19 protein-coding genes are annotated in these 24,582 nt (G+C 67.9%); 9 read left to right on the top strand and 10 right to left on the bottom strand.

Features of this window, described 5'->3' with window-relative positions:
• Nucleotides 1-24: 24 nt before the first annotated feature.
• Complete coding sequence (locus AB0H21_RS34310) at nt 25-597, bottom strand: DUF1349 domain-containing protein (RefSeq protein ID WP_358525245.1); 573 nt, start codon at nt 595-597, stop codon at nt 25-27.
• A 107-nt stretch (nt 598-704) separates the two neighbouring features.
• Here AB0H21_RS34310 and AB0H21_RS34305 point away from each other — a divergent pair, with 107 nt between their 5' ends.
• Both AB0H21_RS34305 and AB0H21_RS34300 read left to right on the top strand, forming a co-directional pair.
• Nucleotides 705-1,025, top strand: coding sequence for a co-chaperone GroES (locus AB0H21_RS34305; protein WP_358525244.1), 321 nt, complete (start codon nt 705-707; stop codon nt 1,023-1,025).
• Nucleotides 1,026-1,236: 211 nt separating this feature from the next.
• Complete coding sequence (locus tag AB0H21_RS34300; protein WP_358525242.1) at nt 1,237-1,383, top strand: hypothetical protein; 147 nt, start codon at nt 1,237-1,239, stop codon at nt 1,381-1,383.
• A gap of 46 nt (nt 1,384-1,429) precedes the next feature.
• Here AB0H21_RS34300 and AB0H21_RS34295 read toward each other — a convergent pair whose 3' ends face one another.
• Nucleotides 1,430-1,849 carry a TIGR02611 family protein gene (locus AB0H21_RS34295; protein ID WP_358525240.1) on the bottom strand — a complete coding sequence of 140 codons (420 nt, stop codon included), beginning with the start codon at nt 1,847-1,849 and terminating at the stop codon, nt 1,430-1,432.
• 475 nt (nt 1,850-2,324) lie between these two features.
• Between AB0H21_RS34295 and AB0H21_RS34290 the strand changes: the two genes are divergently transcribed.
• Nucleotides 2,325-3,425, top strand: a complete 1,101-nt coding sequence (locus tag AB0H21_RS34290; RefSeq protein ID WP_358525237.1) for a hypothetical protein — start codon at nt 2,325-2,327, stop codon at nt 3,423-3,425.
• 75 nt (nt 3,426-3,500) lie between these two features.
• On the opposite strand, the gene AB0H21_RS34285 is transcribed toward AB0H21_RS34290, so the two are convergent.
• Nucleotides 3,501-6,368: a cellulose binding domain-containing protein gene (locus AB0H21_RS34285; RefSeq protein WP_358525311.1), complete on the bottom strand. Its 2,868-nt coding sequence runs from the start codon at nt 6,366-6,368 to the stop codon at nt 3,501-3,503.
• A 490-nt stretch (nt 6,369-6,858) separates the two neighbouring features.
• Here AB0H21_RS34285 and AB0H21_RS34280 point away from each other — a divergent pair, with 490 nt between their 5' ends.
• Entirely contained in the window at nt 6,859-7,341 is a 483-nt protein-coding gene (locus tag AB0H21_RS34280; protein ID WP_358525234.1) for a hypothetical protein, read from the top strand.
• 243 nt (nt 7,342-7,584) lie between these two features.
• Complete coding sequence (locus AB0H21_RS34275; protein ID WP_358525233.1) at nt 7,585-9,120, top strand: glycosyl hydrolase family 18 protein; 1,536 nt, start codon at nt 7,585-7,587, stop codon at nt 9,118-9,120.
• A gap of 62 nt (nt 9,121-9,182) precedes the next feature.
• Here AB0H21_RS34275 and AB0H21_RS34270 read toward each other — a convergent pair whose 3' ends face one another.
• The 5 genes from AB0H21_RS34270 to AB0H21_RS34250 form a co-directional block, all read right to left on the bottom strand.
• Nucleotides 9,183-10,394, bottom strand: a complete 1,212-nt coding sequence (locus tag AB0H21_RS34270) for a cytochrome P450 (RefSeq protein ID WP_358525232.1) — start codon at nt 10,392-10,394, stop codon at nt 9,183-9,185.
• Between the two features lie 41 nt (nt 10,395-10,435).
• The gene (locus AB0H21_RS34265) at nt 10,436-10,888 is read right to left on the bottom strand and encodes a flavodoxin domain-containing protein (RefSeq protein WP_358525229.1); all 453 of its coding nucleotides are present in this window, start codon (nt 10,886-10,888) and stop codon (nt 10,436-10,438) included.
• Between the two features lies 1 nt (nt 10,889).
• Nucleotides 10,890-12,194 (bottom strand): FAD-dependent oxidoreductase, encoded by a 1,305-nt coding sequence (locus AB0H21_RS34260; protein WP_358525226.1) that lies wholly within the window; start codon nt 12,192-12,194, stop codon nt 10,890-10,892.
• A gap of 232 nt (nt 12,195-12,426) precedes the next feature.
• Complete coding sequence (locus tag AB0H21_RS34255) at nt 12,427-13,854, bottom strand: APC family permease (protein ID WP_358525223.1); 1,428 nt, start codon at nt 13,852-13,854, stop codon at nt 12,427-12,429.
• 235 nt (nt 13,855-14,089) lie between these two features.
• Nucleotides 14,090-15,070: a C-terminal binding protein gene (locus AB0H21_RS34250; RefSeq protein WP_358525220.1), complete on the bottom strand. Its 981-nt coding sequence runs from the start codon at nt 15,068-15,070 to the stop codon at nt 14,090-14,092.
• Nucleotides 15,071-15,391: 321 nt separating this feature from the next.
• Here AB0H21_RS34250 and AB0H21_RS34245 point away from each other — a divergent pair, with 321 nt between their 5' ends.
• From AB0H21_RS34245 to AB0H21_RS34230, 4 genes are all read left to right on the top strand, one after another.
• A complete protein-coding gene (locus AB0H21_RS34245; protein WP_358525218.1) occupies nt 15,392-16,360 on the top strand; it encodes a LysR substrate-binding domain-containing protein in 969 nt (322 codons plus the stop codon).
• A gap of 191 nt (nt 16,361-16,551) precedes the next feature.
• Nucleotides 16,552-18,174 carry an NAD(P)/FAD-dependent oxidoreductase gene (locus AB0H21_RS34240; protein ID WP_358525216.1) on the top strand — a complete coding sequence of 541 codons (1,623 nt, stop codon included), beginning with the start codon at nt 16,552-16,554 and terminating at the stop codon, nt 18,172-18,174.
• A gap of 33 nt (nt 18,175-18,207) precedes the next feature.
• Nucleotides 18,208-19,578, top strand: a complete 1,371-nt coding sequence (locus tag AB0H21_RS34235; protein ID WP_358525214.1) for an NAD-dependent succinate-semialdehyde dehydrogenase — start codon at nt 18,208-18,210, stop codon at nt 19,576-19,578.
• A gap of 59 nt (nt 19,579-19,637) precedes the next feature.
• Nucleotides 19,638-20,525, top strand: a complete 888-nt coding sequence (locus AB0H21_RS34230; protein WP_358525212.1) for a fumarylacetoacetate hydrolase family protein — start codon at nt 19,638-19,640, stop codon at nt 20,523-20,525.
• Between the two features lie 86 nt (nt 20,526-20,611).
• Here the strand turns inward: AB0H21_RS34230 and AB0H21_RS34225 are convergent, their stop codons facing one another.
• Entirely contained in the window at nt 20,612-23,461 is a 2,850-nt protein-coding gene (locus AB0H21_RS34225; protein ID WP_358525210.1) for an FAD-binding and (Fe-S)-binding domain-containing protein, read from the bottom strand.
• Between the two features lie 164 nt (nt 23,462-23,625).
• On the bottom strand, nt 23,626-24,531 hold the full coding sequence (locus tag AB0H21_RS34220; RefSeq protein WP_358525207.1) for a mycofactocin-coupled SDR family oxidoreductase: 906 nt from the start codon (nt 24,529-24,531) through the stop codon (nt 23,626-23,628).
• Nucleotides 24,532-24,582 lie beyond the last annotated feature (51 nt).

Genomic DNA, 24,582 nt, shown 5'->3' with positions numbered 1-24,582 from the left:
AATAAGAGGGTACAGACGGACAAACTATGACGAAACGCTAATGTTGGTGAACCTGACCTCGAACCCGTTCCCCTGGGGCGCCGCGCACATGACGCCGGCGAGGGCGGGCACCCCCGGAGGGAAGTACGCGAGCCTGAGCATGGTGACCGGCTCCGCGCCATCCAGGCCGTACCGCACGGTCACCGTGTCGCCCTCGCGCGCCAGGTCCACCGTGATCGTCTCGGCGGGGCCGAGGGCCGGGGCGACCGACCAGTCCGAGACGTCGCGGGTCACCACCGCGCTGACGTTGAGCCGCCCGTCGACGTACTCGACGCCCGCCTTGATCCAGTTCTTCTCGTCGATCCGGATCATCGCGCCGGCCTGGTCGTACTGCGCGGCCCAGGGCGCCCGGAAGGTCGTGGTGACGCGCGCGTCGCCGGTCACGGTCGTACCGAAGAGGTGCGCGGTGTCGTAGGTGAACCCGTAGTGCGTCACCCGCCACAGGTCCGTGCGGGCGTCGGCGGTCACGACGAGGTCGTCCTCCTCCGTCCCGAGCGTCCCCGCCGACCACTTCGCGGGTTCGTTGATCCACTGCCATCCGCTGAAGTCCTGGGTCATGTTCGCCTCCTGCGCAAACCATACCGATCTCCCACAGACGGGACGCTGTCGCCGGGCGGGGCGGTCCATGGGTCACTGTTCACGCTCCGGCCGAATAAGCTTCAGACGTGGCTGACCCGAAGTTCGAGATCCAGATGCTCCACGATCGCGTCATGGTCAAGGTCGAGCCTGACCACGAGGAACGCCGCAGCTCTGCGGGCATCGTCATCCCCGCGACCGTCACCATGGCCAACCGGCTCGTCTGGGGCGAGGTGTGCGGCGTGGGAGCCAACGCGCGCCTGGTCAAGGTGGGCGACAAGGTGCTGTTCAACTCCGAGGACCAGTACGAGGTCGAGGTCCACGGCCAGGTCTACCTCGTCATGCGCGAGCGCGACCTGCACGCCGTCGCCACCCCGCAGTCCGAGCAGGGCACCGGCCTGTACCTATAGAATGCCGGAGCACTGCGGACGAATCCGGTAGCCGCACTGCAACCACGCCAGCAGCGTCTCGGCGATCCGGTGAGAAGGTCCCGCGGCCGGAGGTGACTCCGGCCATGGCGACATTCTTCACGGCTCAGATGACATTTCCCGCTGACTTCCTGTGCACCCAGGTGACAAACCAGTACCTCCGTGAACCCCCTGTGTCGCCGAGGAGAATCTCGTGAGGGTTTACCCCGGAACAAGCAGATGGCGCGCCGCCTTCAAGACCGATCCGGTGACCACTCGGCGCGCACTGCGCAGCGCCCAGACTCGACACATGCCGCACGCCGACGACATCGCCCGCGTCCTGGAGACCCGAATGCTCTGAGTAAGCCGCCGACCTCGGCGATCACACCCGGTAGCCCGTCACCGGGTCAGAGGAAAAGGTCGCGGGCCTCTTGCAGGAGGTCGATGCCCACGGTGAGTTTGACCATGAACCAGACCAGGACGGCCGCGGCGGCGAGGGTGACGGCGCCGACCAGGATGCGGACCGGCCAGTTCTGGCGTTTGAGCCAGTCGGTCCAGGCCGAGAGGGTCTTCTTGGCGAACTCCAGCAGGCGGTGGGCCCAGGCGAACTCGGTGGCGAGCACCGCGAGGCCGGCGAAGACGATCAGCCAGCCGGGGCCGGGGAGCGGGACGAGGAGCAGGCCGCCGATGACCAGCGCGGCACCGACCACGCCGATGACGATCTTCAGCGTCAACCGGCCCGTGCGGGTCGCGCGCACCCCGTCCAGCCAGCTCGTGACGCCCGCACGCTCTTCGGCGTCGCCGCGCCTCTCGTCGGTGACGGCCACCGGCACCCCCCGTACTCACATCGTGTCGCGGCCCAGACTATGTCGCCGTCCGCCCTGCCCGCGCGCGGCGGCGGGCGGCCGACCTGCGGCCTGACCGCTGTCCGGAATCCCGGCAAGGTTGGGTCTTCTCAAGGACCTGCGGCCGGGTTATCAAAAGCGCAAGTGGACGTGTGAGGACGGCGCTCCATCCATGATCACCTGATGCCGGGGCCCTGGCATCGCGACGACCCATGGCTTCAGGCGTGGACGGAGGACGCGTGCGTCGCTTAAGGGATGTCATCCTGCGGCCGGTTTGTACCGTGCCAAAGCCCGCGAAACAGCTCCTCCCTGCCTGTACCCGGACGGTTTCGCGCCGGTGAGGCGCGAGTTCCTCAACACCCACCCGTCGGTCTTCTGACGGCGACGGCTCCCGGCCACATCAGCCGTCTCGTCCGAGCCCGATGAGCCCGATCCCGCCACCTCGATGGAGAACGACATGCGCCAGTTACGAACGGTATTACTCAGATTCCTCTGCGTCGCCGCCATGCTCGCCGCGGGACTCACCGCCGCGGGCACGAGCGCCCACGCCGCGACGCCCAACCGCTGGGGGTTCGCCGTCGTGGACGTCACCTCCGGTGTCCCGGACCTCAACCACCAGGCGGGGAGCTGGCCGGTCGGCCCCACCGTCACGGTGAGCCCCGGCGGCGTGGGGCAGGTGTTCGTCAGGTTCCCGGCCATCGGGATCCCCACCGGCGGGATCGTGCACGTGACGGCGATCACCGACACGGCCCAGTGGTGCCAGGTCCAGAAGTGGAGCATGTCGGGCGCCGATGAGATCGTGGCCGTGCAGTGCTACAGGTACGGCGGCGTCCCCCAGTTCGCCCCGTTCTCCATCGTCTTCTCCGAGAGCACCGGCCCGCTGCCCGCTCTCAAGGCGTTCGGTTACGTGCACTGGAAGCCCGCCGGCGGCGGCATCGGCTCGCAGTACAACTCCTCCGGGGCCGCGAACGCGGTGACGCCGCTCGGCCTCGGCACGTGGACCGTGCGCCTGCCGGGGCTCGGGTCGTCGGGCCTGGCGGGCAACATCCAGGTCACCTCGGTCGACCCGGCCAACCCGGCCCGGTGCAAGGCGAGCGACTGGACGCCGAACCCCGCCGAGCAGAAGCTGGTCGTCCGCTGCCACAACGCCACGAACGCCCCGTTCAACACCGGCTGGAACCTCACCTACCAGTATGAACGGGCGATCACGGGCGCCGGGATCCCGCCGAAGAACTTCGGCTACACCTTCGACAACGTGCCGGCCAACCCCGGGCCGTACATGCCGGTGCCGCCCGCGGTGAACTACAACTCGCAGCCGCCCTTCACCAACGACATCCTGGGCGCCGGGACCGGCCTGCGCCTGGTCACCTTCCACGGCATCGGCGTGCTGCAGGACGACGTCCAGGTCACCGCGTACGGGCCGGGGCCGGAGTACTGCAACCTGCTCACCACGTGGGGGACGTTCGGCGGCGACGCCGTCGTGCGCGACGTCGCCTGCTACAACGCCACTACGCGGGTCAACCAGCCCTCTTTCGTGACGTACGTGTCCGTCTTCTGACGCGGGCGCTCCGGTCACCCTCCTGACCGGTGGGGGCCCGGCGCCGTACGCGACGCCGGGCCCGCCGTACTCAGGTCAGCCCGCCGTGCAGGTCACCGCAGGCACCGGGTTGGAGGAGGTCCAGGTTCCGCTGAACCCGAACGAGGTCGACGCTTCCGCGGCCAGGGCGCCGTTGTAGGAGGCGTTCTTCACCGTGACGTCGGCCCCGGACGTGGTGAGGACACCGCTCCAGAGCTGGGTCACCGTCTGACCGGCCGTGAAGGTCCACTTCACCGTCCAGCCGGTGATCGCCGAGGTTCCGGTGTTCTTGACGGACACCTCGCCCTGGAAGCCGCCCGGCCAGGAGTTCGTCACCATGTAGGTCGCCGAGCACCCGCCTCCGGGGCCTCCACCACCGGAGGTCGTGGTGAAGGTGACGGGCGTGGACGCCACCGAGGAGTTACCGGCCGCGTCACGCGCCACCACATAGAACGTGTACGAGGTCGACGCGGACAACCCCGTCAACGCGAACGACGTACCCGCAGCCGACCCCACCAGCACATCAGTGGCGCCCGCCTCCCGATACACGTCATACCCGGTCACCCCCACGTTGTCCGTCGAAGCCGCCCACGTCAGCGTCGCCCCCGAAGAAGTGATCGCCGAAGCCGTGGGCGTACCCGGCTTGGAGGGCGGCGTGGTGTCGGGTGTGCCGCCGCCGGTGCGGTCTCCATAGATGACGCCGCGGCCGTTGGTGCCGATGTACACGCGGCCGTAGACGCGCGGGTCGCCGGTCAGCGCCTCGCCGAAGTTGCCGTACCGGTGCTGGTCGTCGTTGATCCGCACCCAGGTGGCGCCGGTGTCGTCCGACCGGTAGACGCCGTGCACCCCGTCGATCCGCCCGATCAGGTAGAGGGCCTGGTAGGTCTTCCCGGGGGCGGCCTTCCCGAAGCCGATGTTGTTCGCCTCGGTCACGCCGGCGACCTTGGTGAACGAGGCCCCGGAGTCGGTGGAGTGCCACAGGCCCGTGGTGCCGCCGGCGAGCCAGATGTCGCCCTCTGCGCCGGGCAGCGCCTTGAAGCGCGCGCCGCTCGCGGGCAGGCCGGTGGCCGCGGTCCTGGTGAAGGTGGCGCCGCCGTTGGTACTGACGTAGAAGCCGCCGCCGGAGTAGGCGTAGAACTTGTTCTTGTTGACCCGGTCGGACTCGACGACGGCGTTCGCCGGGACGCCGGACGCCTGGGTCCAGGTGTTGCCGTAGCCGACCGAGTAGACGACCGGCTGGCCGGCGTCGCCGGGGGCCCAGACGAACCGGCTGCCGTCGGCGGCGGCCGCGACCGTGCCGCCGCTGTTGACGCCGCCCGGCTCGCCGCCCTGGAACCAGTTGCCGCCGCCGTCGGTGGAGAAGGCCACGTGGCTGTCGTTCGGGCGGTCGGAGTCGGTGAAGCTGCCTGCCCTGACCATGACCGCGGGGTTGGTCTCGGCGTAGTCGAGGCTGGTCGTGCTGGTGAATACGGGCTGGGTGAACATCTTCGCCGGGACCTTGGTCAGGTCGTCGTGCCGGAACCCGCCGATGTCACCGAGGCCGCTGATCAGCGGCGCGCCGGTCGGCGGGCTGATCAGGTCGAGGACGGCGGTCTCCTCCAACCCGATGATCATGGGCTTGATGGTGAACTGCCCGCCGGTGTCCCACTTGGTGAGGTCGGTGGTGCCGTAGATGGTGGCGCCGGTGCCGTACATCATGCGGTTGGAGTCGAACGGGTCGATCTCCATGGACTCGGTCATCCAGCCCAGCTTGGGCGTGACCTCCGGCGGGGAGGGATTGGTACCGAAGGTCAGCCACGGCGTGGCGGTGATGTCCATCTTGTAGCGGAACGAGCGGTTGGGGTAGCTGGTGAAGTCCCACACGCGCGTCCACGTGGCGCCGGAGTCGGTGCTGCGGAAGAAGATCACGTCCGGCCACCAGGAGACCTGGGTGGCGACCATGAGCGTGCCGGGGTGCCGGCGGTCTACGGTGAGGCCGCTGTACCCGAAGTAGTCGTCGGCGCTGTTCGACGGGATCGGGCTGACCTGGGTCCAAGCGCCGGTCGCGGTCGCGTACCGCCACACGTCGCCCTTGCCGCCGTCGTACGGGCCGCCGGTGTCGCTGGTGGCGATGAACAGGTAGCCGTTGGTCATGTCCAGCACGCCCTTGTGTGCGATGTAGCCGGTGGGCTGCCCGGCCACGCGCTCCCAGCTCGTCCCGCCGTTGGTGGTGCGGTAGACGGTGTTGGCCTTGTCCGCGACGCCGACGTAGATGGTCTGCGTGGCGTTGCCCGCGGTGCCGGTGCGCTTGTCGAACGTCACCCACACCACGCCCTGGTTGTCACCGAGGTACGGGTCCCCGGGGCTCTGGACGTAGTTGCCGACGTTGGGGAAGTTCGCGACCTTCGCCCAGGTGACGCCGGAGTCGGTGCTGCGCCACAGGCCGTTGCCGCTCGGCGCGCCGAAGTACAGGATGCTGTTCCTGTTCGGGTCGATCGCGAGCCGCTCCCCCATGCCGCGGCCGGGCATGTTGCCGCCGAGTTTGAACGGCAGCGCGGTCTTCTGCCAGGTCGCGCCCTTGTCCGATGAGCGAAGGATCGCGCCGTTGTTCGGATCCCACGAGTTGGTGTACATCCCGGCGGCCACGTACACCCGGTTCGGGTCCACCGCGTCGGTCGCGATGCCGGCGACGCCGTTGAGGCCCCAGTCGTCGTACCCGACCCAGTCGAGCAGCGGGGTCCAGGTCTGCGTGGCCTGGTTCCAGCGGTAGGCGCCGCCGATGTCGGTGCGGGCGTAGATGAGGTCCTTCTGCGTCTGGTTGAAGACGATGCCGGGGACGAACCCGCCGCCGCCGATCTGGGCGTTGCGATAGGTGTACGGCTCGGACGCGGCGGCCGTCCCCGGCGGGGCCTTGAGACCCACCAGGAACGACGCGGCCAGCGCCATCACGAGCGCGACGAGGAGCTTCCTGCGCATGAACGGTTCCCTTCGAATTTCTTCGAACGCGGCACGACCGCCATGCACGATCAGGTGGGACCCCGACCGTCGACCTCCCGGAGTGCATGGTGAAACGAGGGCCCGAGAGCCCCGCCGGAGGTTCACACACGGGCACCAGGGCGTCAACCGGCCGCCGGACGGGCTTCCGGAGATCCGCAGGTCATGGCCCGCGCGGGCCCGGAAACAGCAGGTGAAACCATGAAATTTACGGGTAACGGAGGTTCGTGCCAGAGCTGTCCGGCCGCATCATCGGCGGCGTCCTAGTGGAAGGCGAGCCCCAGGCTCTCGTAGAATTCACGGCATTCGTCCGCTCTCGGGCTGTAGATGACGAGCAGCGAGGCGCGGGTGCCGGCGGCCCGTCCTTGCGGTTGTGACGACATGCCGAGAATCCTAGAAACGCACCCGCCCCGGACACGAGGGCGCGGCGGAGGGAGCGGGCATGGTGACACGGCGTCTCGGCCGGACCTCGACGTGGGCCGCGGGTGTCGTGGCCCTCGGTCTCCTGGGCGGCGCCTGCGACGCCGGTGGACCCCCAACCGACGAGGCGACCGTGGCGTGCGACGACGGCATCCGCGTGGCGAAGGATCTCCCGCGGGATCTCGTGGATCTCGGGGTCACGCGAGCCGTGGGCGAGGCGGACATATGGTTCATCGCGCCGGACGAGCCCACGTGGGGCGGCTCGGTCGTGCGGTCCGGTGACGGCTTTTACGTCAAGCGCCCGTTGTGGACGTCCAGCGCCAAGCCGCCGTCGGTCACCGTGGTCGCGTCCGGGTCGGGCGCCACGGGCGAGGCGACCCTCAGCCCCACGTCGGAGAGCCTGCCGGGTCCGCTGCCGATGGGCGTCCACTTCCCCTCGCGCGGATGCTGGACGGTGACTGCCACGTCCGAGAAGGGGCGGGCCGAGATCGTCGTCAAGGTCTGAGGCCGCCGCGGTTTCGACCCCCTCGCGGCCAGGTTCGAGCGCAGTGTCCCCCTTTTGGGCCTTGTGACGGATCGTCCTCAGGGCTACGATCGCGACAACTCTTAGGAAACTTTCTTAAAAGAAAGCGTCACTCCCCGGCCGCGACCTCCCCGAGGGGCCCGCGGTCCAGGGCGGCCACCGCCCCGCCGCGCCGACGATGCCCGGCGACCTCCCGCGCCCGGGCGACAGAAGGGTTGTCCCCCCATGAAGCGAACCCCCCGCCTGGTGGCGCTGGCAGTATCGCTACTGCTGGCGACCGCAGGAGTCCTCCTCACACAGACATCGGCTCAGGCGGCCAACCTGCTCGCGAACCCGGGCTTCGAGTCCGGCACGCTCTCCCCCTGGACGTGCACGGGCGGGCTCGGCTCGGTCGTCAGCTCCCCGGTCCGCTCCGGCACCAAGGCGCTCTCGGGCGCGGCGAGCGCCTCCGACAACGCCCAGTGCACCCAGACCGTCACCGTCCAGCCCAGCACCGCGTACACCCTCACCGCCTGGGTCCGCGGCAGCTACGTGTACCTCGGCGTCAACGGCGGCGGCTCCACCTGGACCTCGTCCGATTCCGCGTTCACGCAGCTCACCGTCCCCTTCACCACCGCCGCGGGCCAGACCTCCGCGGTCGTCTACCTGCACGGCTGGTACGGGCAGGGCACGTACTACGCCGACGACGTGAGCTTCGACGGCCCCGGCACTCCCCCGTCGCCGACGCCGACCCCCACGGTGACGCCCACCCCGACGCCGACCCCCACGGTCACGCCGACTCCCACCCCGACCCCGACGGGCGGGGACACGTGCGCGGTGAAGTCGCGGCCGACGGGCAAGGTCCTGCAGGGCTACTGGGAGAACTGGGACGGCGCCTCGAACGGCGTCCACCCGCCGCTCGGCTGGATCCCCATCACCGACGCCCGCATCAAGCAGCACGGCTACAACGTGATCAACGCGGCGTTCCCCGTGATCCGCTCCGACGGCACGGTCCTGTGGGAAGACGGCATGGACTCCACCGTCAAGGTGGCCACCCCCGCCGAGATGTGCGCCGCCAAGGCCGCCGGTGCCACGATCCTGATGTCCATCGGCGGAGCGACCGCCGGTATCGACCTCAGCTCCAGCACCGTCGCCGACCGCTTCGTCGCGACCATCGTGCCGATCCTCAAGCGGTACAACTTCGACGGCATCGACATCGACATCGAGACCGGGCTGACCGGCAGCGGCAACATCAACCAGCTCTCCGCGTCCCAGTCCAACCTCATCCGCATCATCGACGGCGTGCTCGCCCAGATGCCGTCCAACTTCGGCCTCACCATGGCCCCCGAGACGGCGTACGTCACCGGCGGCAGCGTCACCTACGGCTCGATCTGGGGCTCGTACCTGCCCATCATCAAGAAGTACCTCGACAACGGCCGCCTGTGGTGGCTGAACATGCAGTACTACAACGGGAGCATGTACGGCTGCTCGGGCGACTCCTACTCGGCGGGCACCGTCCAGGGCTTCACCGCCCAGACCACCTGCCTGAACAACGGCCTGGTCATCCAGGGCACCACGATCCGCGTCCCCTATGACAAGCAGGTCCCCGGCCTGCCCGCCCAGCTCGGCGCCGGCGGCGGGTACATGCCCCCGCCCCTGGTCAGCCAGAGCTGGAACGCCTTCAACGGCCAGCTCAAGGGCCTGATGGACTGGTCCATCAACTGGGACGGCTCGAGGAACTGGACCTTCGGCGACAACGTCAAGGGCCTCCAGGGCCGCTGACCGCACCCCACCCGGGAAGGCCACTCCCGAGTTCATCGGGAGTGGCCTTCCCCGTCGATCTGTCAGGAGAGCCGGACCGGCAACTTGTCGAAGGCGACCAGCCGGTCGGTGCGAACCTCGCGCGGCTCACCGGCGAGCTCCACTGAGCTGTATCGGTCGGCGATGAGCGCGAGGATCACACTGGTCTCCGCGCGAGCCAGCAGCTGGCCGGCGCAGGCGTGGGCGCCCAGCCCGAAAGTCAGGTTCCGGCTCGCGTCCGGCGGGCGGTTGTAGTCGAAGTCGTTCGGGTTCTCGAACACCGCCGGGTCCCGGTTCGCGGCACCGATCGGGTACTTGATGCACGACCCGGCAGGGATGTGCACTCCCTGGATCTCGATGTCCTCGTTCGGGAACCGCGTGATGATGAGCTCCACCGGGTTCAGCCGCGCGAGCTCGTTGATGAAGGCATCCCGGATCTCCGGCCTGTCACGGAAGTCCCGCATCAGGTCCGGACGCTCCGCGAAGAGCTTGAACCCTGCCCCGATGAGGTACGCGGGGTTCGGGCCACCCGACATGTACAGCAGCACCGTCGTCTCAAGCACCTCGCGCCAGGTCAGCTCGCCGCGCTTGTGCGCCGCGAGCAGTTCGTCGACGAGCCCGTTGCCCGGCTCGTCCGCTGCCTGCTTCTCGCGCACGTACTTCTCGGTCTCGGCGAACATGAAGTTCATCCCGGCGAGCGACTTGGCATGGATGCCCTCACCCGGCGCAGTGGCGTTGATGAGCATCGCGTCCCACAGCGCCCAGAACATTCCCTCGACATCACCCACCGGCATGTCGAGGATGCGGCACATCGTCAGGTGCGTCGGCATCACACCCAGGTCGAAGTGAGCGTCCACCACCTGACCGGGAGCGAGCCTGTCGAGCGCCTCGACGGTGTAGTCGTGCGTCAGTCGCGCCCAGGTGCCGATCATCTTCGGCGTGAGCCAACGATTCGTCAGCCGCCGCATCCGGGTGTGCTCCGGCGCGTCCTTCGACAGCACCGTGTTGTCGAACGCGGTCCACGGGTGTGTCGGCGCATTCGGCTCGCGGAACGACTCCGGCTCCGCGATCCGCATGCACGGCAGCTTCGCGTTGTGCATGGTGTCCGCGTGGTTCAGCACCACATAGGTGTTCTCCGTCGTCTGATGTACCGGCGCGATCGCACGCGCCCGCTCGTACGCCGGGTATGGATCGGCCCGGAATCCCGCGTCGTTCCACGGGAACAGGGCCGAGGACTCGTCGATGGTCAGGCTCATCTCAGGTCACTCCTTCAAGTCAGGTCAGGCCGAACGCCTGCTCAGGCGGGCATCAGGGTCAGGAGGTCGCGGGCCCACGCCTCAGCGAGGTCCGTGGCCGGGGTCGTCGAGGCGGCGTCGTGCTTGGCCGTCGTGCCGATCTGCTCCGCACCGAGCTCCAGGAGTGCCGCACGGATGGTCTCGATGGCGTTGTTGAACGTCTCGTAGATGCTGTCGCCGAGCCCGAACGCCGCGAACCGCAGGCCGGTCAGGTCAGGGCGCTCCGCCATGAGCGCGTCGTAGAACGGCGCCGCCGTCTCCGGCAGCCCACCCTCCCCGTAGGTGGAGGACACGAAAACCGTGATCTCCATCGCGGCAAGGTCCGGCACCTCGACGTCGGTCAGCTCCGCGATCACGGTCTCGAAGCCCTGGTCACCGAATGCGGCGGCGATGTCGTCGGCGACCATCTCCGCGTTGCCCGACTCGGTCCCGAACAGGACATGTACAACGGTCATTTCAGTTCTCCTGTGTTGCCGTGGCCGCGGTCGTGGCCGGCGAGCTGGAAGCCGGGGCATCCGAACCCTCCGCCGCAGCGGCAAGGAGGTCGTCCCTGGTCGTGAACTTCGTCCGGCACCTGTCGGGCCGGGCACGTCGAATCTCGGCGTCGTCGATGCGCTTCCACCCGTCGATCGACACAGCCGAGGCCGGCAGGCGCTCGCGGAGCCCGGCCGGCCCCGCACGCTCCTGCGGCTCCTGGGCACGAAGGGTCTCGAGGATGTCCTTCGCCGCCGCCGCCGCGAGCTTCCGGTTCTCCGCCAGATTCCCCAGGCGGCCCGTCGCCGGCCCACCCACCCGGAACACGTTCGGCGCCTCAACGCCACCGAACCGATCCCGGTACACGGCGGACGCGCCGAATCCAAGGGCCGTGATGACCGTGTCAGCGTCCAGGTGGTCGACCAGGCCGGCGTCGGCCGCGTGACGCGTCGTCACCCGCACCCGGCCTTCGTGCCGCCGAATGGAGACCGGGACCCGCCGGAACCGCACGTTCACCGTTGTCCGAGGAGACACCGCCTCCTCACCCAGCAGCGGGGTGCCGTCGACGCTCAGGTGCACTCCGGCGACCTCGGCGAGCTCCTTCACCATCGACGCGTCCCACTTCGCCAGGTGCGCCTCGCAGCGGCCTAGGATGTGGATGGTCTTCACGGGGTTCGGAGCCACCATGCGCAGCGCGTCGTCATCGACGTCGGAGGCGATGAAGTCCAGGTCGGATTTCGACAGCAGCCGCGCGACATCCACTGCCACGTTCCCCGTACCGAGGATGACCACCTCATCACCGAGGGACTCCAGTCCGACCTGACCTCGGAGACGTGCGTCCGGGTCCGAGTTCAAGAACCGGATCAGCTCACCTGCGCCGATGATCCGCGCGTCCGGGTCCTGGTACACGGCCAACGGCTTGTCGGCACCTAGGCCGGTCGCGAGCACGACCGCGTGGAAGTTCTCCAGTAGCTCCTCCAGACTGATGTCGGTCCCAACGGAGACGTTCCCGACGAACTCCACGCCTGGCTGACCGAAGAGCCGCTCGAACTGCCGCGACACCGCTTTCGCGCCCTGGTGGTCCGGAGCGATGCCGTAGCGGACCAGCCCGAACGGCGTCGGGAGCGAGTCGAAGACCGCGACCTCGACATCGGCCTGACCCTTGCGAAGCGCCTGCGCCGTGTAGCAGCCAGTAGGGCCGGCACCGACGACCGCGACTTGGAACGGAAACCCGGCGCCGACGGCGTCGGCCGATCCGTTCGGCGCTGTCTGTGCCCGTGTTCTCATGCCTACCTCGGTTGCAGCGAAGGAGTCTTGCTTCCGCGACGAACATTAACTAACTAACAGTCGTTAGGCTAGTGAACGATGAAGACGTTCATCGTTGATCTGGTGCGAAGCCGAACACGTCGACGAAGAACGCGATCGCCTCATCGAGGTCAGGTGATGCCCAGGTGGCCGACAGCGACCCTTTTCGCGGTCATCACCGGAACCTCTTCTCACCCACAGAGCAGGGGGGCCGTCACAACTCCTGGCGGCCGATGCGCTGGTACACCTCGGGACGCCGATCACGCAGGACCCGCGCGACGACCATCCCGATGACGAACAGCGCGAAGGTGAAGACCAGGCAGAACGAGGTGACGAACCCGGAGCCGCCGAGCAGGTCGGAGTAGTTGATGACCGCCAGCACGGCGACCACACCGATCCCAACGGCCGCCAGGACCGGCGCGACCGTGGTCTTCCACGCGGACTGGTTCGTCGGATTGCGCCGGAGGTAGGCGAAGACCGCGATGCTGGCCGCGAACAGCAAGAGCAGAACCGCGAACGAGCCGATGCCGGAGGCCCGGGCGTAAAGGACGTTCGGGTCGCTGCCCAGCGCCACGAAGATGCCGATGCCGATGGCCCACAGAGCGCCGATGAGTGACGCGGCGACGTGGGGAGAGCCGTGCCGAGCGTGAACCTTGCCCATCGGAGCCGGCACCACGCCGTCGGTACCCAGCGAGTACAGGTAGCGAGCCGCGACGTTGTGAATGGACAGCATCGACGCGAGAATCGACGTCATCAGCAGGACGGTGACGATGTCGACGAAGGTCCTGCCGACCAGGTCGGTCAGCGCATCGCCGAACATGCCGCCCAGGTTCGCCTTCGCGTCGCCCTGGACCTTGGCAGCGCCGGCGTACGTGACGTACGCCCACGCGGCGATGGCGTAGAAGACGCCGATGCCCGCGACGGCCAGGTAGGTGGCCCGGGGGATGGTCTTCTCCGGGTCCTTGACCTCCTCGCGGAAGATGACCGTGGCCTCGAACCCGAAGAAGTTGCCGACGACGAACAGCAACGCGAGACCGATGTTGGAGTCGGTGACCCACGGAAGGCTCAGCGAAGCGCCACCGGCACCAGCGGGAGACCCCTTCAGGAACGACACCACGTCGAAGATGATGACGATGAGGACCTCGAGCACCATGACCGCGGTCAGAACCTTGGCCGACAGGTCGATGCGCCTGTAGGCCAGCGCGGTGGTCGCCGCGACGATGGCCAGCGCGTACCAACCCCAGGCGATGTGCGGCCCGTTCAGGTTGTTCTGCACATAGCTCTGGACGGTGATGGCGAAGAACGGCGGAGCGAAGAACCCGATGATGGCGTAGCCGAAAGTCGCCAGGAACGCGCCGCCCAGGCCGGCGGGACGGCCCAGTCCCTGGGTGACGAAGGCGTAGAAGCCTCCGGGGTTCGGAACGATGCGGCCCATCGCGGTGAAACCGACGGAGAAGATCACGAGGATCACCGTCGCCACGATGTAGATCGCGGGCCCCGTGTTGCCGCTGAACGTGAGGAGCACCGGGACGAATCCGGCGACCGTGGTCAGCGGCGCGGAGAACGCGAGCACGCTCATCACGAGTTCGCCGACGCCCATGTTGCCCTGCAGGCGCCGCGGCCGGTCCGCGACTTCTACCATCTGCCTTTCACCACCTACGGTGGGGGCCTCTTCGTAAATTGCCATCAGTTCTCTTCCTGGTGAGGCCCACCCGAGCTACCGCGGGGCCAGTTGGGTGCCAGTTGGGTGTTGGTGTCGCGTTCCCGTGTGATGCCGTCCTGTTCAGGTACGGTGCTCACCTCGTGGAGCGTTGGCGCCGATGCCTACGCGGACGTTCTGTTGTGCGGCGAGGTGGTCGTGGTGTGGCCTCGGGTGGTCAGGTGACGAGGTCCGACAGCGGCTGACCCGTCAGCGCCTGGCGGGCACGCAGGACGGCGGCTTCCTGGAGGGTGTCCATCGCGACGTCGGAGCGCCACGCGACGTGCGGCGTCATCACCAGGTTCGGTACGCCCCGGAGTACGTGGTCCGCCGGGAGCGGCTCGGTCGTGAAGGTGTCGAGGCCCGCGCCCGCGAGGTGACCCGAGCGCAACGCGGCGGCGAGCGCGGCCTCGTCGACGAGCCCGCCACGGGAGACGTTGACGATGACCGAGCGCGGGCGCATCCGGCCGATGACCTCGGCCGAGATCAGGTTGCGAGTCTCCGCCGCGAGCGGCAGGTGCAACGACACCACGTCGGACTGCTCGAGCAGCTCCTCCAGCGGCGCGGCCGGCACCACGTCGAACGTCGCGAACGGGTCGAACGCCCGGACGTTCGCTCCCAGTGCCGCGTACCACTGCGCGACCTGGTGACCGATCCGGCCCATGCCGATGACCGCGACATCCATCTGGGAGAACCGCGGGGTGTCCATCCCGATGCTACCGGCCCACTGGCCTGCCTCGATGGCCGCCTGGCCCGCGGGAATCCGCCGCGCCAGCAGCAGGCCCATCGTCAGCGCGTGGGAGGCGACCTCCTCGGTCGCGGCACCTGGCACGATCGCGACCGGAATGCCCTTCCTCCGCGCGGCGGCGACGTCGATGTTGTCGTAGCCGATGCCGTACCGCACTACCGCGATGCAGCTCCTCATCGCCGCGAAGTCCTGCGCCTCCACTGGGGCGTACGGCGTCACCATCACCACCGTCGCGTCCGGGATGGACGCGCGAAACGCCTCGGGGTCCGGCGCGACCAGGAGCTCGAGCCCGAACTCCTCGGCCAGCCGCCGCTCCCTGTCCAGGCTCGGGTACTGTTGGGGGCCGATAAGAAGAGAACCACCATTTCCGGCGGTGCGGGCCGGGAATTCGGTGCCGCTTTCGAGAGTCATTTCAACCTTTGAGATCGGGGCGAAGGTTTGAGATCGGGGCGAAGGTGCCGCAGCGCGCCCAGGCGCGAGATTGCCTAACACCTGTTCGAGCGGAGGGTGAAAAGAAACGTAGATACGGCCGAACGACCCGTCAACGGGTCTGGCGAGACCAATCGAGAGTGCGTCCGAATCAGGAACGATGCGTTGTCAAAACCGGATCAATCCGCGAGGTGCCCGCACACGCGAGTCGCACGCCTGACCACCCCCGGTAACCGTCAGCAACCCTAGCGAACTAACGTTCGTTAGCCTACCGTTGCTGTCATGCACCACACCTGGAGGTAGATGAGCGTGGACGTGCGACAACTTCAGGCGTTCCTCGCGGTCGCCGAACATCTGCACTTCGGCCGTGCCGCGGAGCAACTGTTCATGGCCCAGGCGCCCCTGAGCAGGACCATCCAGGCACTCGAGGCCGACCTCGGCACCCGGCTCTTCGAGAGGAACACCCGCTCGGTCTCCCTCACGCCGGCCGGAAGGGCCCTCGTCGAACCCGCTCGCGGGGTGCTCGCCGCCGTCACCAACGCCCAGGCCGCCATCAGCGCCGCCGTCTCCGGAGAATCCGGGGTGGTTCGCGTCGAGTTCTGCGGCGTCGCCGCGCACCCCCTTGTCGCAGCCCTTTCCCGCGGCATGCGAAACGACAACCCCGGCGTCCGACTGGAGCTGACCTCACAAGCAGTCTCCAAACCCACGATCAAGCGCCTGCTGGACGAAGAGGTCGACGTCGGACTGGGCCGTTTCGACAACCTTCCCCCCGGCCTCGAGGGCGAAGTCCTCATCGCCGACTCACTGGTCGTCGCGATGCCCCGCACCCATCGCCTCGCCGGCTCCCAGGTCGTCTCCTTCCAGGACCTGGCCACCGAACCGTTCGTCTCTCTGCCGTACAACACCGGGTCGGTCACCACTGATCGGCTCTGGCGCCTGGGGTACGCACACGGCACCGGAGGGGTCAACAACGTCCAGTTCGCCCCCGACACCCCCTCGTGCCTGGCACTCGTCGGAGCAGAGGTCGGGTGCCACCTGGCGCTGCGATCCGTCTCCCGCTCGACCACCAACCCCAACGTCGTCTTCGTCCCACTCGCACAACGCGAATGCGAGCTCGTCCCCGACGTCCACCTGCGCGCGGCGTGGCGATCCGGGCCACCGAACCCCCCCGTCGAAGCCGCCCTCGGACATCTGCGCCGCTACCTGCACCAGGACCGCGTCATCGCCTACCCACCCGCAGCCGCAGCCGCACCGACCATTCCACGTTCCTAAACAATCGCACCCGGTCTTCGCAACAAACCCACCTACCCTTCGAGATTTCCGGCACGTAACGTCAAGGTGTCGAAATCGCACTCGACTCTCACCAGGCATTGCCGGTGAATCACACACCGCGGACAAGTCCGGTATTCACCACGCCGACCGAGTCTTTTCCCGTGCGCGAAATCCCGCAAAGGAGCAACACGATGAGCACCAACGAAACCGTGCGAGAGATCGACGCACTCGTCGTCGGGACCGGCATGGGCGGCGTCATGGCACTGCGCACCCTCACCGCCGAAGCCGGCCTCGACGCGATCGCCATCGACAAGGCGCCGCAGGTCGGCGGCACCTGGTACTGGAACCGCTACCCCGGCGCGCTCTCGGACACCCAGAGCTTCATGTACCAGCTGCCGTTCGACAAGGAGCTGTTCCAGCGCACCGACTGGCGCTCCCGCTACGTCCCCGGCCCCGAGATCCGCCAGTACATCGAGGACGCCGTCGACTTCTGGAACCTGCGCTCCCGTATCCAGCTCGAGACCACCCTGGTCAGCGCCACCTTCGACGAGGACGACTCCACCTGGCACGTCGTCACCGACAAGGGCGCGTTCCGAGCGCGCTTCCTCGTCACCGCGGCCGGCCTGCTCTCCCAGATCAACATCCCTGACTTCCCCGGCACCGACCGGTTCAAGGGCCGCATCGTCCACACCGCCGACTGGCCCGAGGACCTCGACATCGCCGGCCTGCGCATCGGCGTCATCGGCAACGGCTCCACCGGAGTCCAGTTCATGACCGAAGCCGCCAGGACCGTCGCCCACCTGACCTCGTTCCAGCGGACTCCGCAGTACAGCGTCCCCGCCGGCAACCGCGAGTGGACCGACGCCGAGCTCGAACAGTTCAAGGCCACCTGCGAGGACCGTTGGGAGGAGTTCCGCACCTCCAAGATCGGCTTCGGCGTCGACGAGACCACCCGCAGCATCTGGAGCGTTTCCGATGAGGAGCGCGAGGCGATCTTCGAGTGGGCCTGGCGCAAGGGCGGCAACTACACCTTTGCCACCGAGACCTTCTGCGACGTCACCAGCGACCGCGCCGCCAACGAACTCGCCGCCGATTTCATCAAGCGCAAGATCAACGAGATCGTCAGGGACTCCGAGACCGCGCGCAAGCTCACCCCGACCGAGCTCTTCGCCCGTCGTCCCATCTGTGACTCCGGCTACTTCGAGATGTTCAATCAGCCCAACGTCACGCTGGTCAGCACCCGAGAGAACCCCATCAAGGAGTTCGTTGAGAACGGCATCGTCACCGAGGACGGCGCCCGCCACGAGCTCGACGTCCTCGTACTGGCCACCGGCTTCGACGCCGTTGAGGGCAGCTACCGGAACATGGACATCCGCGGCATCGGCGGCAAGACCCTCAAGGAGCACTGGGCCGAGGGACCGCGCAGCCACCTCGGCATGACCGTCTCCGGCTTCCCCAACATGTTCATGATTCTCGGCCCGAACGGCCCGTTCGTGAACAACCCGTCAGCCATCGGCGTCCAGGCCAAGTGGCTGGCGCGCACCGTCAACAGCATCAAGGACGCACCGGGCGCCACCATCAACCTGCGGCCAGAGGCCGAAGAATCGTGGCTTCAGAACTGCCTCAACGAACTCAAGGGCTCGCTGTTCCTCGAGACCGGCTCCTGGATCTTCGGCAACAACATCCCCGGCAAGCGCAAGCCCAAGACCGCCAACTTCTACGTCGGCGGCCTCGACAAGTTCATCGCCATCTCGGAGGCAGAGGCCGAAGAGGGCTTCCCGAGCTACGAGGTCCGTATCCCGTCCGCCGTCTGACCACCGTCCGAGCATCAACTGGAGAGCCCGAGAATGCAGACGTTCAACACCATCTCCCCACTGACCGGCGAGGTCCTCGCGGAGTACACCCAGATGACCGACGAGCAGGCTCGGGAGGCGCTCACCCGCGCCACCGACGCGTACCGCGACTGGACCCGCGCCAAGGTCGACGACCGCCTTGCCCTACTGGCGCGGATCGGCGAGCTCCACCGCGAGCGCGGCGACGAGCTGGCCGAGGCGGTCGCCGTCGAGATGGGCAAGCCCATCGCCCAGGCCAAGGGCGAAGTCGCGCTGTCGGCCTCGATCTACGAGTACTACGCCAAGGCCGGCGCCGAGATTCTCGCCGACGAGCACATCGAGGTCGCGGCCGGCGGTCGCGCACTCGTTCGGACCTCGTCGACAGGCCCGATTCTCGGCGTGATGCCGTGGAACTTCCCGCTGTACCAGGTCGCGCGATTCGTCGCCCCGAACCTTCTCCTGGGCAACACGATCCTGCTGAAGCACGCCAGCTCGTGCACGAACACGGCGCGGCTCATCGACGCGATCATCCAGGACGCGGGTTCGCCCAAAGGTGTGTACGAGAACCTGATTCTGTCGTCGTCGCACATCGGCGCCCTGATCGCCGACCCGCGCGTCCGCGGCGTGTCCCTCACGGGCTCCGAAGGCGCCGGCCAGAGCGTCGCGGCGCAGGCCGGTCGGCACCTCAAGAAGTGTGTGCTCGAACTCGGCGGCTCGGACCCGTTCATCGTCCTGTCGGACGCGGACCTCGACCTGGCGCTCGACCTGGCCGAGACCGGCCGCTTCAACAACGCCGGCCAGTCATGCACGGCTTCCAAGCGGATGATCATCCACGCTGACGTCTGGGACGAGTTCCTGACCCGGTTCGTCGAGCGCGCCGCGGCGTGGAACACCGGAGATCCGCTCGACCGCTCGACCCGGATGGGCCCGATGGCCTCCGAGGCCGGCCGCCGCGAGATCGCCGAGCAGGTCGAGGACGCCGTCTCCAAGGGCGCGACCCTGCACGTCGGCGGCATCATCCCTGAGGGCCCCGGTGCGTTCTACCCGGCGACCGTGCTCACCGACGTCACGCCGAACATGCGCGCATACAGCGAGGAGCTGTTCGGACCGGTCGCTGTCCTGATCAAGGTCGGCTCGGTCGACGAGGCGATCGAGGTCGCGAACAACTCCAGATTCGGCCTTGGTTCCGCGGTTTTCACCCGGGACGAGGCGCTCGCGGCGGACATCGCCGACCGTCTGGAAGTCGGCATGGTCGGCCTGAACACCCTCATTCGCAGCCAGCCCGACCTCCCGTTCGGTGGCGTCAAGGCGTCCGGCATAGGCCGCGAGCTGGGCCGTCTGGGCGTCGATGAGTTCGCGAACAAGAAGATGATCCGGCTGTCCTGACCCGCGACCCGGCGTGCCGTCGGCTTCTTCCCCTCGTTCCCACGCACGAAAGAACCCACATGAAACTCGTCAGCTACGACTCCGACCAGGGGCTGCGGCCAGGCTTCCTTTACGGCGAAGACGTGTTCAGCCTGAACGGTGCCCTACGTGCCGCTGGTCTCGCCATCTCTGCGGAGCTGCCGTCGGTCCGCGCCTTTCTCGAGGCCCACGGGGACCGGCTCTCGCAGGTGGCCGAGGTCGTGACCCCGGCACTCGCGGCCGGCACGGTACCGGCCGTAGGGCCCGTGTCGAGCGTTCGGCTCGGACCGCCGGTCGCCGACCCGGCCAAGGTTCTGTGTGTCGGACTGAACTACTCCGACCACGTCGGTGAGACCGGTCGAGCGCTTCCGACGCATCCGGACATCTTCGCGAAGTTCGCGAGCAGCCTCATCGGTGCGAACGACCCCATCGACCGCTCGGATGTCACCGACAACCTGGACTTCGAGGGTGAGCTGGCGATCGTCATGGGCCGCGCGTGCAGCCGCGTCGCAGAGGACGATGCCCTTGGCTACGTGGCCGGTCTGTCGGTCCTCAACGACATCACCGCCCGAGACCTGCAGTACCGCGGAACACAGTGGCTGGCGGGCAAGGCGCTGGACAACGCGACGCCCTTCGGACCGGCCGTGGTGACACTCGACGAGATCGGCGACCCACAGAGCCTCGACATTCGCACGACGGTCAACGGCGCCCAGGTCCAGGCTTCGAACACGCGGCACATGATCTTCAGCGTCGCGCACATCGTGGCCTACATCAGCCAGTTCCTGACCCTGAAGCCCGGCGACGTCATCGCCACGGGCACGCCGGAGGGAATCGGCGCGAAGCGGAACCCTCCGTTGTGGCTGCGTCCCGGTGACGCGGTCGAGGTGGTCCTGGAAAAGGTCGGCACGCTGACCAACAAGATCGCCTGACGCGGGACTCACCCGTAACGTGGGAGCCGAGCGGCCGCTCGGCTCCCACGGTCGTTTCCGGCCTCGATCAGCGTCTTGCGAGGACGTCAGATGCGAGACGCAAGAAGTTCTGCGATGTGCAGAGTCGGCACGCCGGCCAGATCGTCGAGTTGGACTCGGCACGACATGCCGTCCGCCAGGAACACCGCATCGGGCTTGGATCGGACCGCGGGGAGCAGGTGCGTTTCCGCGACCGCGACGCTGACGTCGTAATGCCCGCGTTCGACTCCGAAATTCCCGGCCAGGCCGCAACATCCCGGAACCTTGGTCACGGTCGCACCGGCGCGCTCCAGGAGCATCTGGTCGGTGCCCCAGCCGATGACGGCGTTCTGATGACAGTGAGGCTGAGCGACGACGTCTATTCCGGTGAGATCCGGGAGCGGCAGGTTCAGACGATCGACCAGTTCGGCGAAGCTCAGAACTCCGCCTGCTACGACCTCGGCGTCCGGATCGGCCGAAAGTTCGAGTGCGTCGCTTCGCAGCGTGGCCAGGCATGACGGCTCGAGCGCGATGACCGGCACCCCGCTGCTCACGTACGGGGCCAGCGCTCGGATCGTCTTGGCCACGATCTTCTTGGCCTCGTCGAGCTGGCCGGTCGTGATCCAGGTGAGGCCGCAGCAGGCGTCCTGGCTGATGACCCGGACGGCAAGTCCGTGCGCCTCCAGGAAGCGGATGGCCGCAAGGCCGGAGCGTGGGAAGAAGTGGTCGGTGAACGAGTCCGCCCAGATCCAGACGTCAGCCGGCGAATCACCGCCTCTCAGGAGGCTCTTCGACTTCCTCAGGGTCGGCGAGGCGAAGGCCGGCACGGATCGGCGGGCGTCGATTCCCGCGAGCCATTTCGCGAGCCGTGAGACACGTGGGAACCTCATCAGCCGGCTGGTCAGCGAGGCGAACGGTGCCCCGAGTCGCGCCCACCGCGGGAGGCGGCCAAGGAAGATGTGGGAGCGCGGTCGGCGGAGCCCTGCGATGTCGTGCCGCTGGTGGAGTACTTCGCTCTTGTAGGTGGCCATGTCGACGCCACTCGGGCAGTCGGTGGAACATCCCTTGCATGCGAGGCACAGGTCAAGGGCGTCGCCTACCGCAGGGTCGGTGAGTCCGTTGATGAGTTCGCCGTCGAGTGCTTCCTGGAGTACGCGTGAGCGGCCTCGCGTGGAGTCGCGCTCGTCGCGGGTGGCGAGGTAGGAGGGGCAGATGACGCCTGCGGTCTTCGGTGCGACGCACTTGCCCACTCCCGTGCAACGGTGCACTGCCGCGCCGAGGTCGCCCTGGTCGTGGACGAGGCGTAGGCCCGCCTTCGGTGTGGTGCGCGGTCGTACCGCGCGGAGGTCGTCGGTGATCGGTGCGGGGTCGGCGATGATGCCGGGGTTGAGGATGTTCTCGGGGTCGCACACCGCTTTGACCTGCTTGAACAAGGCCAAGGATGTTTCGTCGTACATCAGTGGCAGCAGTTCGCTGCGGACGCGTCCGTCGCCGTGCTCTCCGGAAAGGGTGCCGCGGTAGTCGCGCAGGCGTGTGGCGCACGCGGTCATGAACTCTCTGAACGCGTCCGAGGAGCCTGGGTCGCCGGGCTGGAACGGGAAGTTGATTCGGCAATGGACGCAACCGTCGCCGAAGTGACCGTAAGGAATGCCCTGGAGCCCGTGCGCTTCGAGGAGTGCCTCGAAGTCGCGAAGCCACGCACCTAGATTCTCCGGTGGTACCGCCGCGTCCTCCCATCCACCGTACGCAGGGGTTGGAAGGGAACGGCCGGCCAAGCCGGCGCCGTCCTCACGGATGCGCCAGAGCGCGGCCGCCTCGCCGGTGTCCTCGACCAGGCGGGTGTCGAGCGCGCCCGCCGCTGCGATGAGCGTGCGGATGAGGTCCGGGGCGTCATCGCCCGTGACCTCGGCGAAGAGCCATCCCGAGCCGCGCGGTAGGTCGGGCACGGGTGAGCCCTTGGCGCGTACCAGGTCGACGATTCGCGCGTCCATGCCTTCGCAGGCGATGAGTCGGCCCGGAACCGCCGCGAGGAGTGCGGGGACGGCATCGGCGGCCTCGACCATCGAGGGGTATCCGAGGACCAGCATCTTGCGCTCGTCGCTGTTGTCGACGAGCCGAACAGTGGCGTCGAGCACGAGGGCGAGCGATCCTTCGCTACCGACGAGGAACCTGTCGATGCGGCGACGTTCAGGCAGCAAGTGCTCGAGGCCGTATCCGCTGACCTGGCGGCCGAAGCGGCCGAACTCCGTGCGGAGGTGCCGCAGGTTCGCGTCCCCCACCGCGGCCAGCCTGGCCGCGGTCGCGCCGGCCGGAGACCCAGGGCCGACTGTCGCCGACTCGCCGTTACCGTACAGGACGCTCATGGATTCGACGTTGTCGACCGTCCGGCCGTAACCGAGCGCACGTGATCCGCACGCGTTGTTGCCGATCATGCCGCCGATGGTGCAGCGCGAGTGTGACGACGGGTCCGGTCCGAATCGGAGGCCGTGCGGCGCGGCCGCGCGTTGGAGGTCGGCATGGACAACGCCTGGTTGGACGTGCGCCGTCCGAGCGACGGGGTCGATGTCGAGGATCCGGTTGAAACGCCGCGTGTCGATGACTATGCCTTCGCCAACGGCATTACCGGAAATGCTGGTGCCTGCGCCGCGCATCGTGATGGGTAGACGCAGGCGGCGTGCCACGTCATGCGCGGCGATGAGGTCATCTGCGTGGCGCGCCTTCACGACCGCCTGGGGCAGGACGCGATACAGGCCGGCGTCGGAGGAGTACAGGGATCTGGTCAGTGGAGTCGTGTCCGCGTCGAGCCCCGCACCCCGCAATGCTTCGGCGAGGTCGGCACGGCGCGCGGCCGACTGGGTGCTCGATTGCCTGGGTTCGAAACGGCGGTAGGCGTCGTACTCCTGCGTCAAACCGGACATACCCCTATCCTAACGAACGTTAGTGCGCCTGCGTGTCAGCCGTTGGCGCCGGGTTCGCAGCGCACTCACGTAATTGTCGTGCTCAGTTGGCGGCACGCCGCTGACGACCAACGCCGATCGAACGTCGGCATGGTCGGCCAGCGAGCGCACCCCAGGTTGGAGGGTCAGTCGGCGTACGGGTTGTAGCCCTCGTTCGGACGCCGCGGGTACCCCTCGGGCTGAACGGGCGAGTGGTTGAACCCGGGCAGCAGCAGGTGTCCGGCGTCGACGACGAGTTCGGCTCCGTGCACGTGTTCGGCCTCGTCGGAGGCGAGGTAGAGCGCTGCGTTGGCCACGGCCTTGGCCGGCAGCGCGCCGCGGCCGCGAAGGTTGTGCCAGTTCCGGATGGCGGCGTGCATGTCCTCGGTCGTTGCGCCCTTGAAGCCGGCCGCCCAGTCGCGGTTGACGGGATTGTCGTTCAGGTAGGTGTCGATCGGTCCAGGCAGGATGGTGTTCACGCGAACGTTGTCCGGCCCGAGCTCGACGCCGAGGGAGCGTGCGAGCCCGATCACTCCGTGCTTGGCGGTTGTGTAATGCGCATACTCGGGGAGGGGCTCGCGCGCGCTGACGGATGCGGTGATGATGAAGCAGCCGCTCTGGCGCTCGATCATGCTGGGGGCGGTCGACTTCGCGGTCTTCCAGATGCCGGTGAGGTTGACGCCCAGCAGGTCGTCCCACTGTTGCTCGGTCATCGTGGTGAACTTCGCGACGCCGTGGATCCCCGCGTTGGCGCAGACAATGTCGATCTTGCCGAAGTCCTGGAGCGCCTTGGCGGTGACGGCGTCGAGCTGTTTCTGGCTGCGCACGTCCGCGACCTCAGCGACGCACCGGCGTCCAAGGGACCGGACTTCCTCGGCGACCGCCTCCAGCTCATCCTTGGTGCCGAGGTCATAGCGGACGGTATCGATGTTCTCGCAGATGTCGGAGATGACGATGTCTGCGCCTTCGGCGGCGAAGGTGCGGGCGAGCTCGGCACCCATGCCGCGAGCTCCGCCTGTGATGTACGCGACCTTGCCTTCAAGCCGTCCCATGGTGAATCCCTTCGTTATGGCGCGTCTTGCGCCGTTGGCCTTGGCCGTGCG

Origin of the sequence: Sphaerisporangium sp. NPDC051011 (genome assembly GCF_040653595.1) — a bacterium.
Lineage (GTDB): Bacteria > Actinomycetota > Actinomycetes > Streptosporangiales > Streptosporangiaceae > Sphaerisporangium.
This window is presented reverse-complemented; position numbering and strand designations above follow the sequence as displayed.

Coding starts and splice junctions, on each gene's coding strand:
- AB0H21_RS34310 (WP_358525245.1), bottom strand. CDS start 597: ATGACCCAGGACTTCAGCGGATGGCAGTGGATCAACGAACCCGCGAAG.
- AB0H21_RS34290 (WP_358525237.1), top strand. CDS start 2,325: ATGCGCCAGTTACGAACGGTATTACTCAGATTCCTCTGCGTCGCCGCC.
- AB0H21_RS34285 (WP_358525311.1), bottom strand. CDS start 6,368: ATGGCGCTGGCCGCGTCGTTCCTGGTGGGTCTCAAGGCCCCGCCGGGG.
- AB0H21_RS34280 (WP_358525234.1), top strand. CDS start 6,859: ATGGTGACACGGCGTCTCGGCCGGACCTCGACGTGGGCCGCGGGTGTC.
- AB0H21_RS34275 (WP_358525233.1), top strand. CDS start 7,585: ATGAAGCGAACCCCCCGCCTGGTGGCGCTGGCAGTATCGCTACTGCTG.
- AB0H21_RS34270 (WP_358525232.1), bottom strand. CDS start 10,394: ATGAGCCTGACCATCGACGAGTCCTCGGCCCTGTTCCCGTGGAACGAC.
- AB0H21_RS34265 (WP_358525229.1), bottom strand. CDS start 10,888: ATGACCGTTGTACATGTCCTGTTCGGGACCGAGTCGGGCAACGCGGAG.
- AB0H21_RS34260 (WP_358525226.1), bottom strand. CDS start 12,194: ATGAGAACACGGGCACAGACAGCGCCGAACGGATCGGCCGACGCCGTC.
- AB0H21_RS34255 (WP_358525223.1), bottom strand. CDS start 13,854: ATGGTAGAAGTCGCGGACCGGCCGCGGCGCCTGCAGGGCAACATGGGC.
- AB0H21_RS34250 (WP_358525220.1), bottom strand. CDS start 15,070: ATGACTCTCGAAAGCGGCACCGAATTCCCGGCCCGCACCGCCGGAAAT.
- AB0H21_RS34245 (WP_358525218.1), top strand. CDS start 15,392: ATGAGCGTGGACGTGCGACAACTTCAGGCGTTCCTCGCGGTCGCCGAA.
- AB0H21_RS34240 (WP_358525216.1), top strand. CDS start 16,552: ATGAGCACCAACGAAACCGTGCGAGAGATCGACGCACTCGTCGTCGGG.
- AB0H21_RS34235 (WP_358525214.1), top strand. CDS start 18,208: ATGCAGACGTTCAACACCATCTCCCCACTGACCGGCGAGGTCCTCGCG.
- AB0H21_RS34230 (WP_358525212.1), top strand. CDS start 19,638: ATGAAACTCGTCAGCTACGACTCCGACCAGGGGCTGCGGCCAGGCTTC.
- AB0H21_RS34225 (WP_358525210.1), bottom strand. CDS start 23,461: ATGTCCGGTTTGACGCAGGAGTACGACGCCTACCGCCGTTTCGAACCC.
- AB0H21_RS34220 (WP_358525207.1), bottom strand. CDS start 24,531: ATGGGACGGCTTGAAGGCAAGGTCGCGTACATCACAGGCGGAGCTCGC.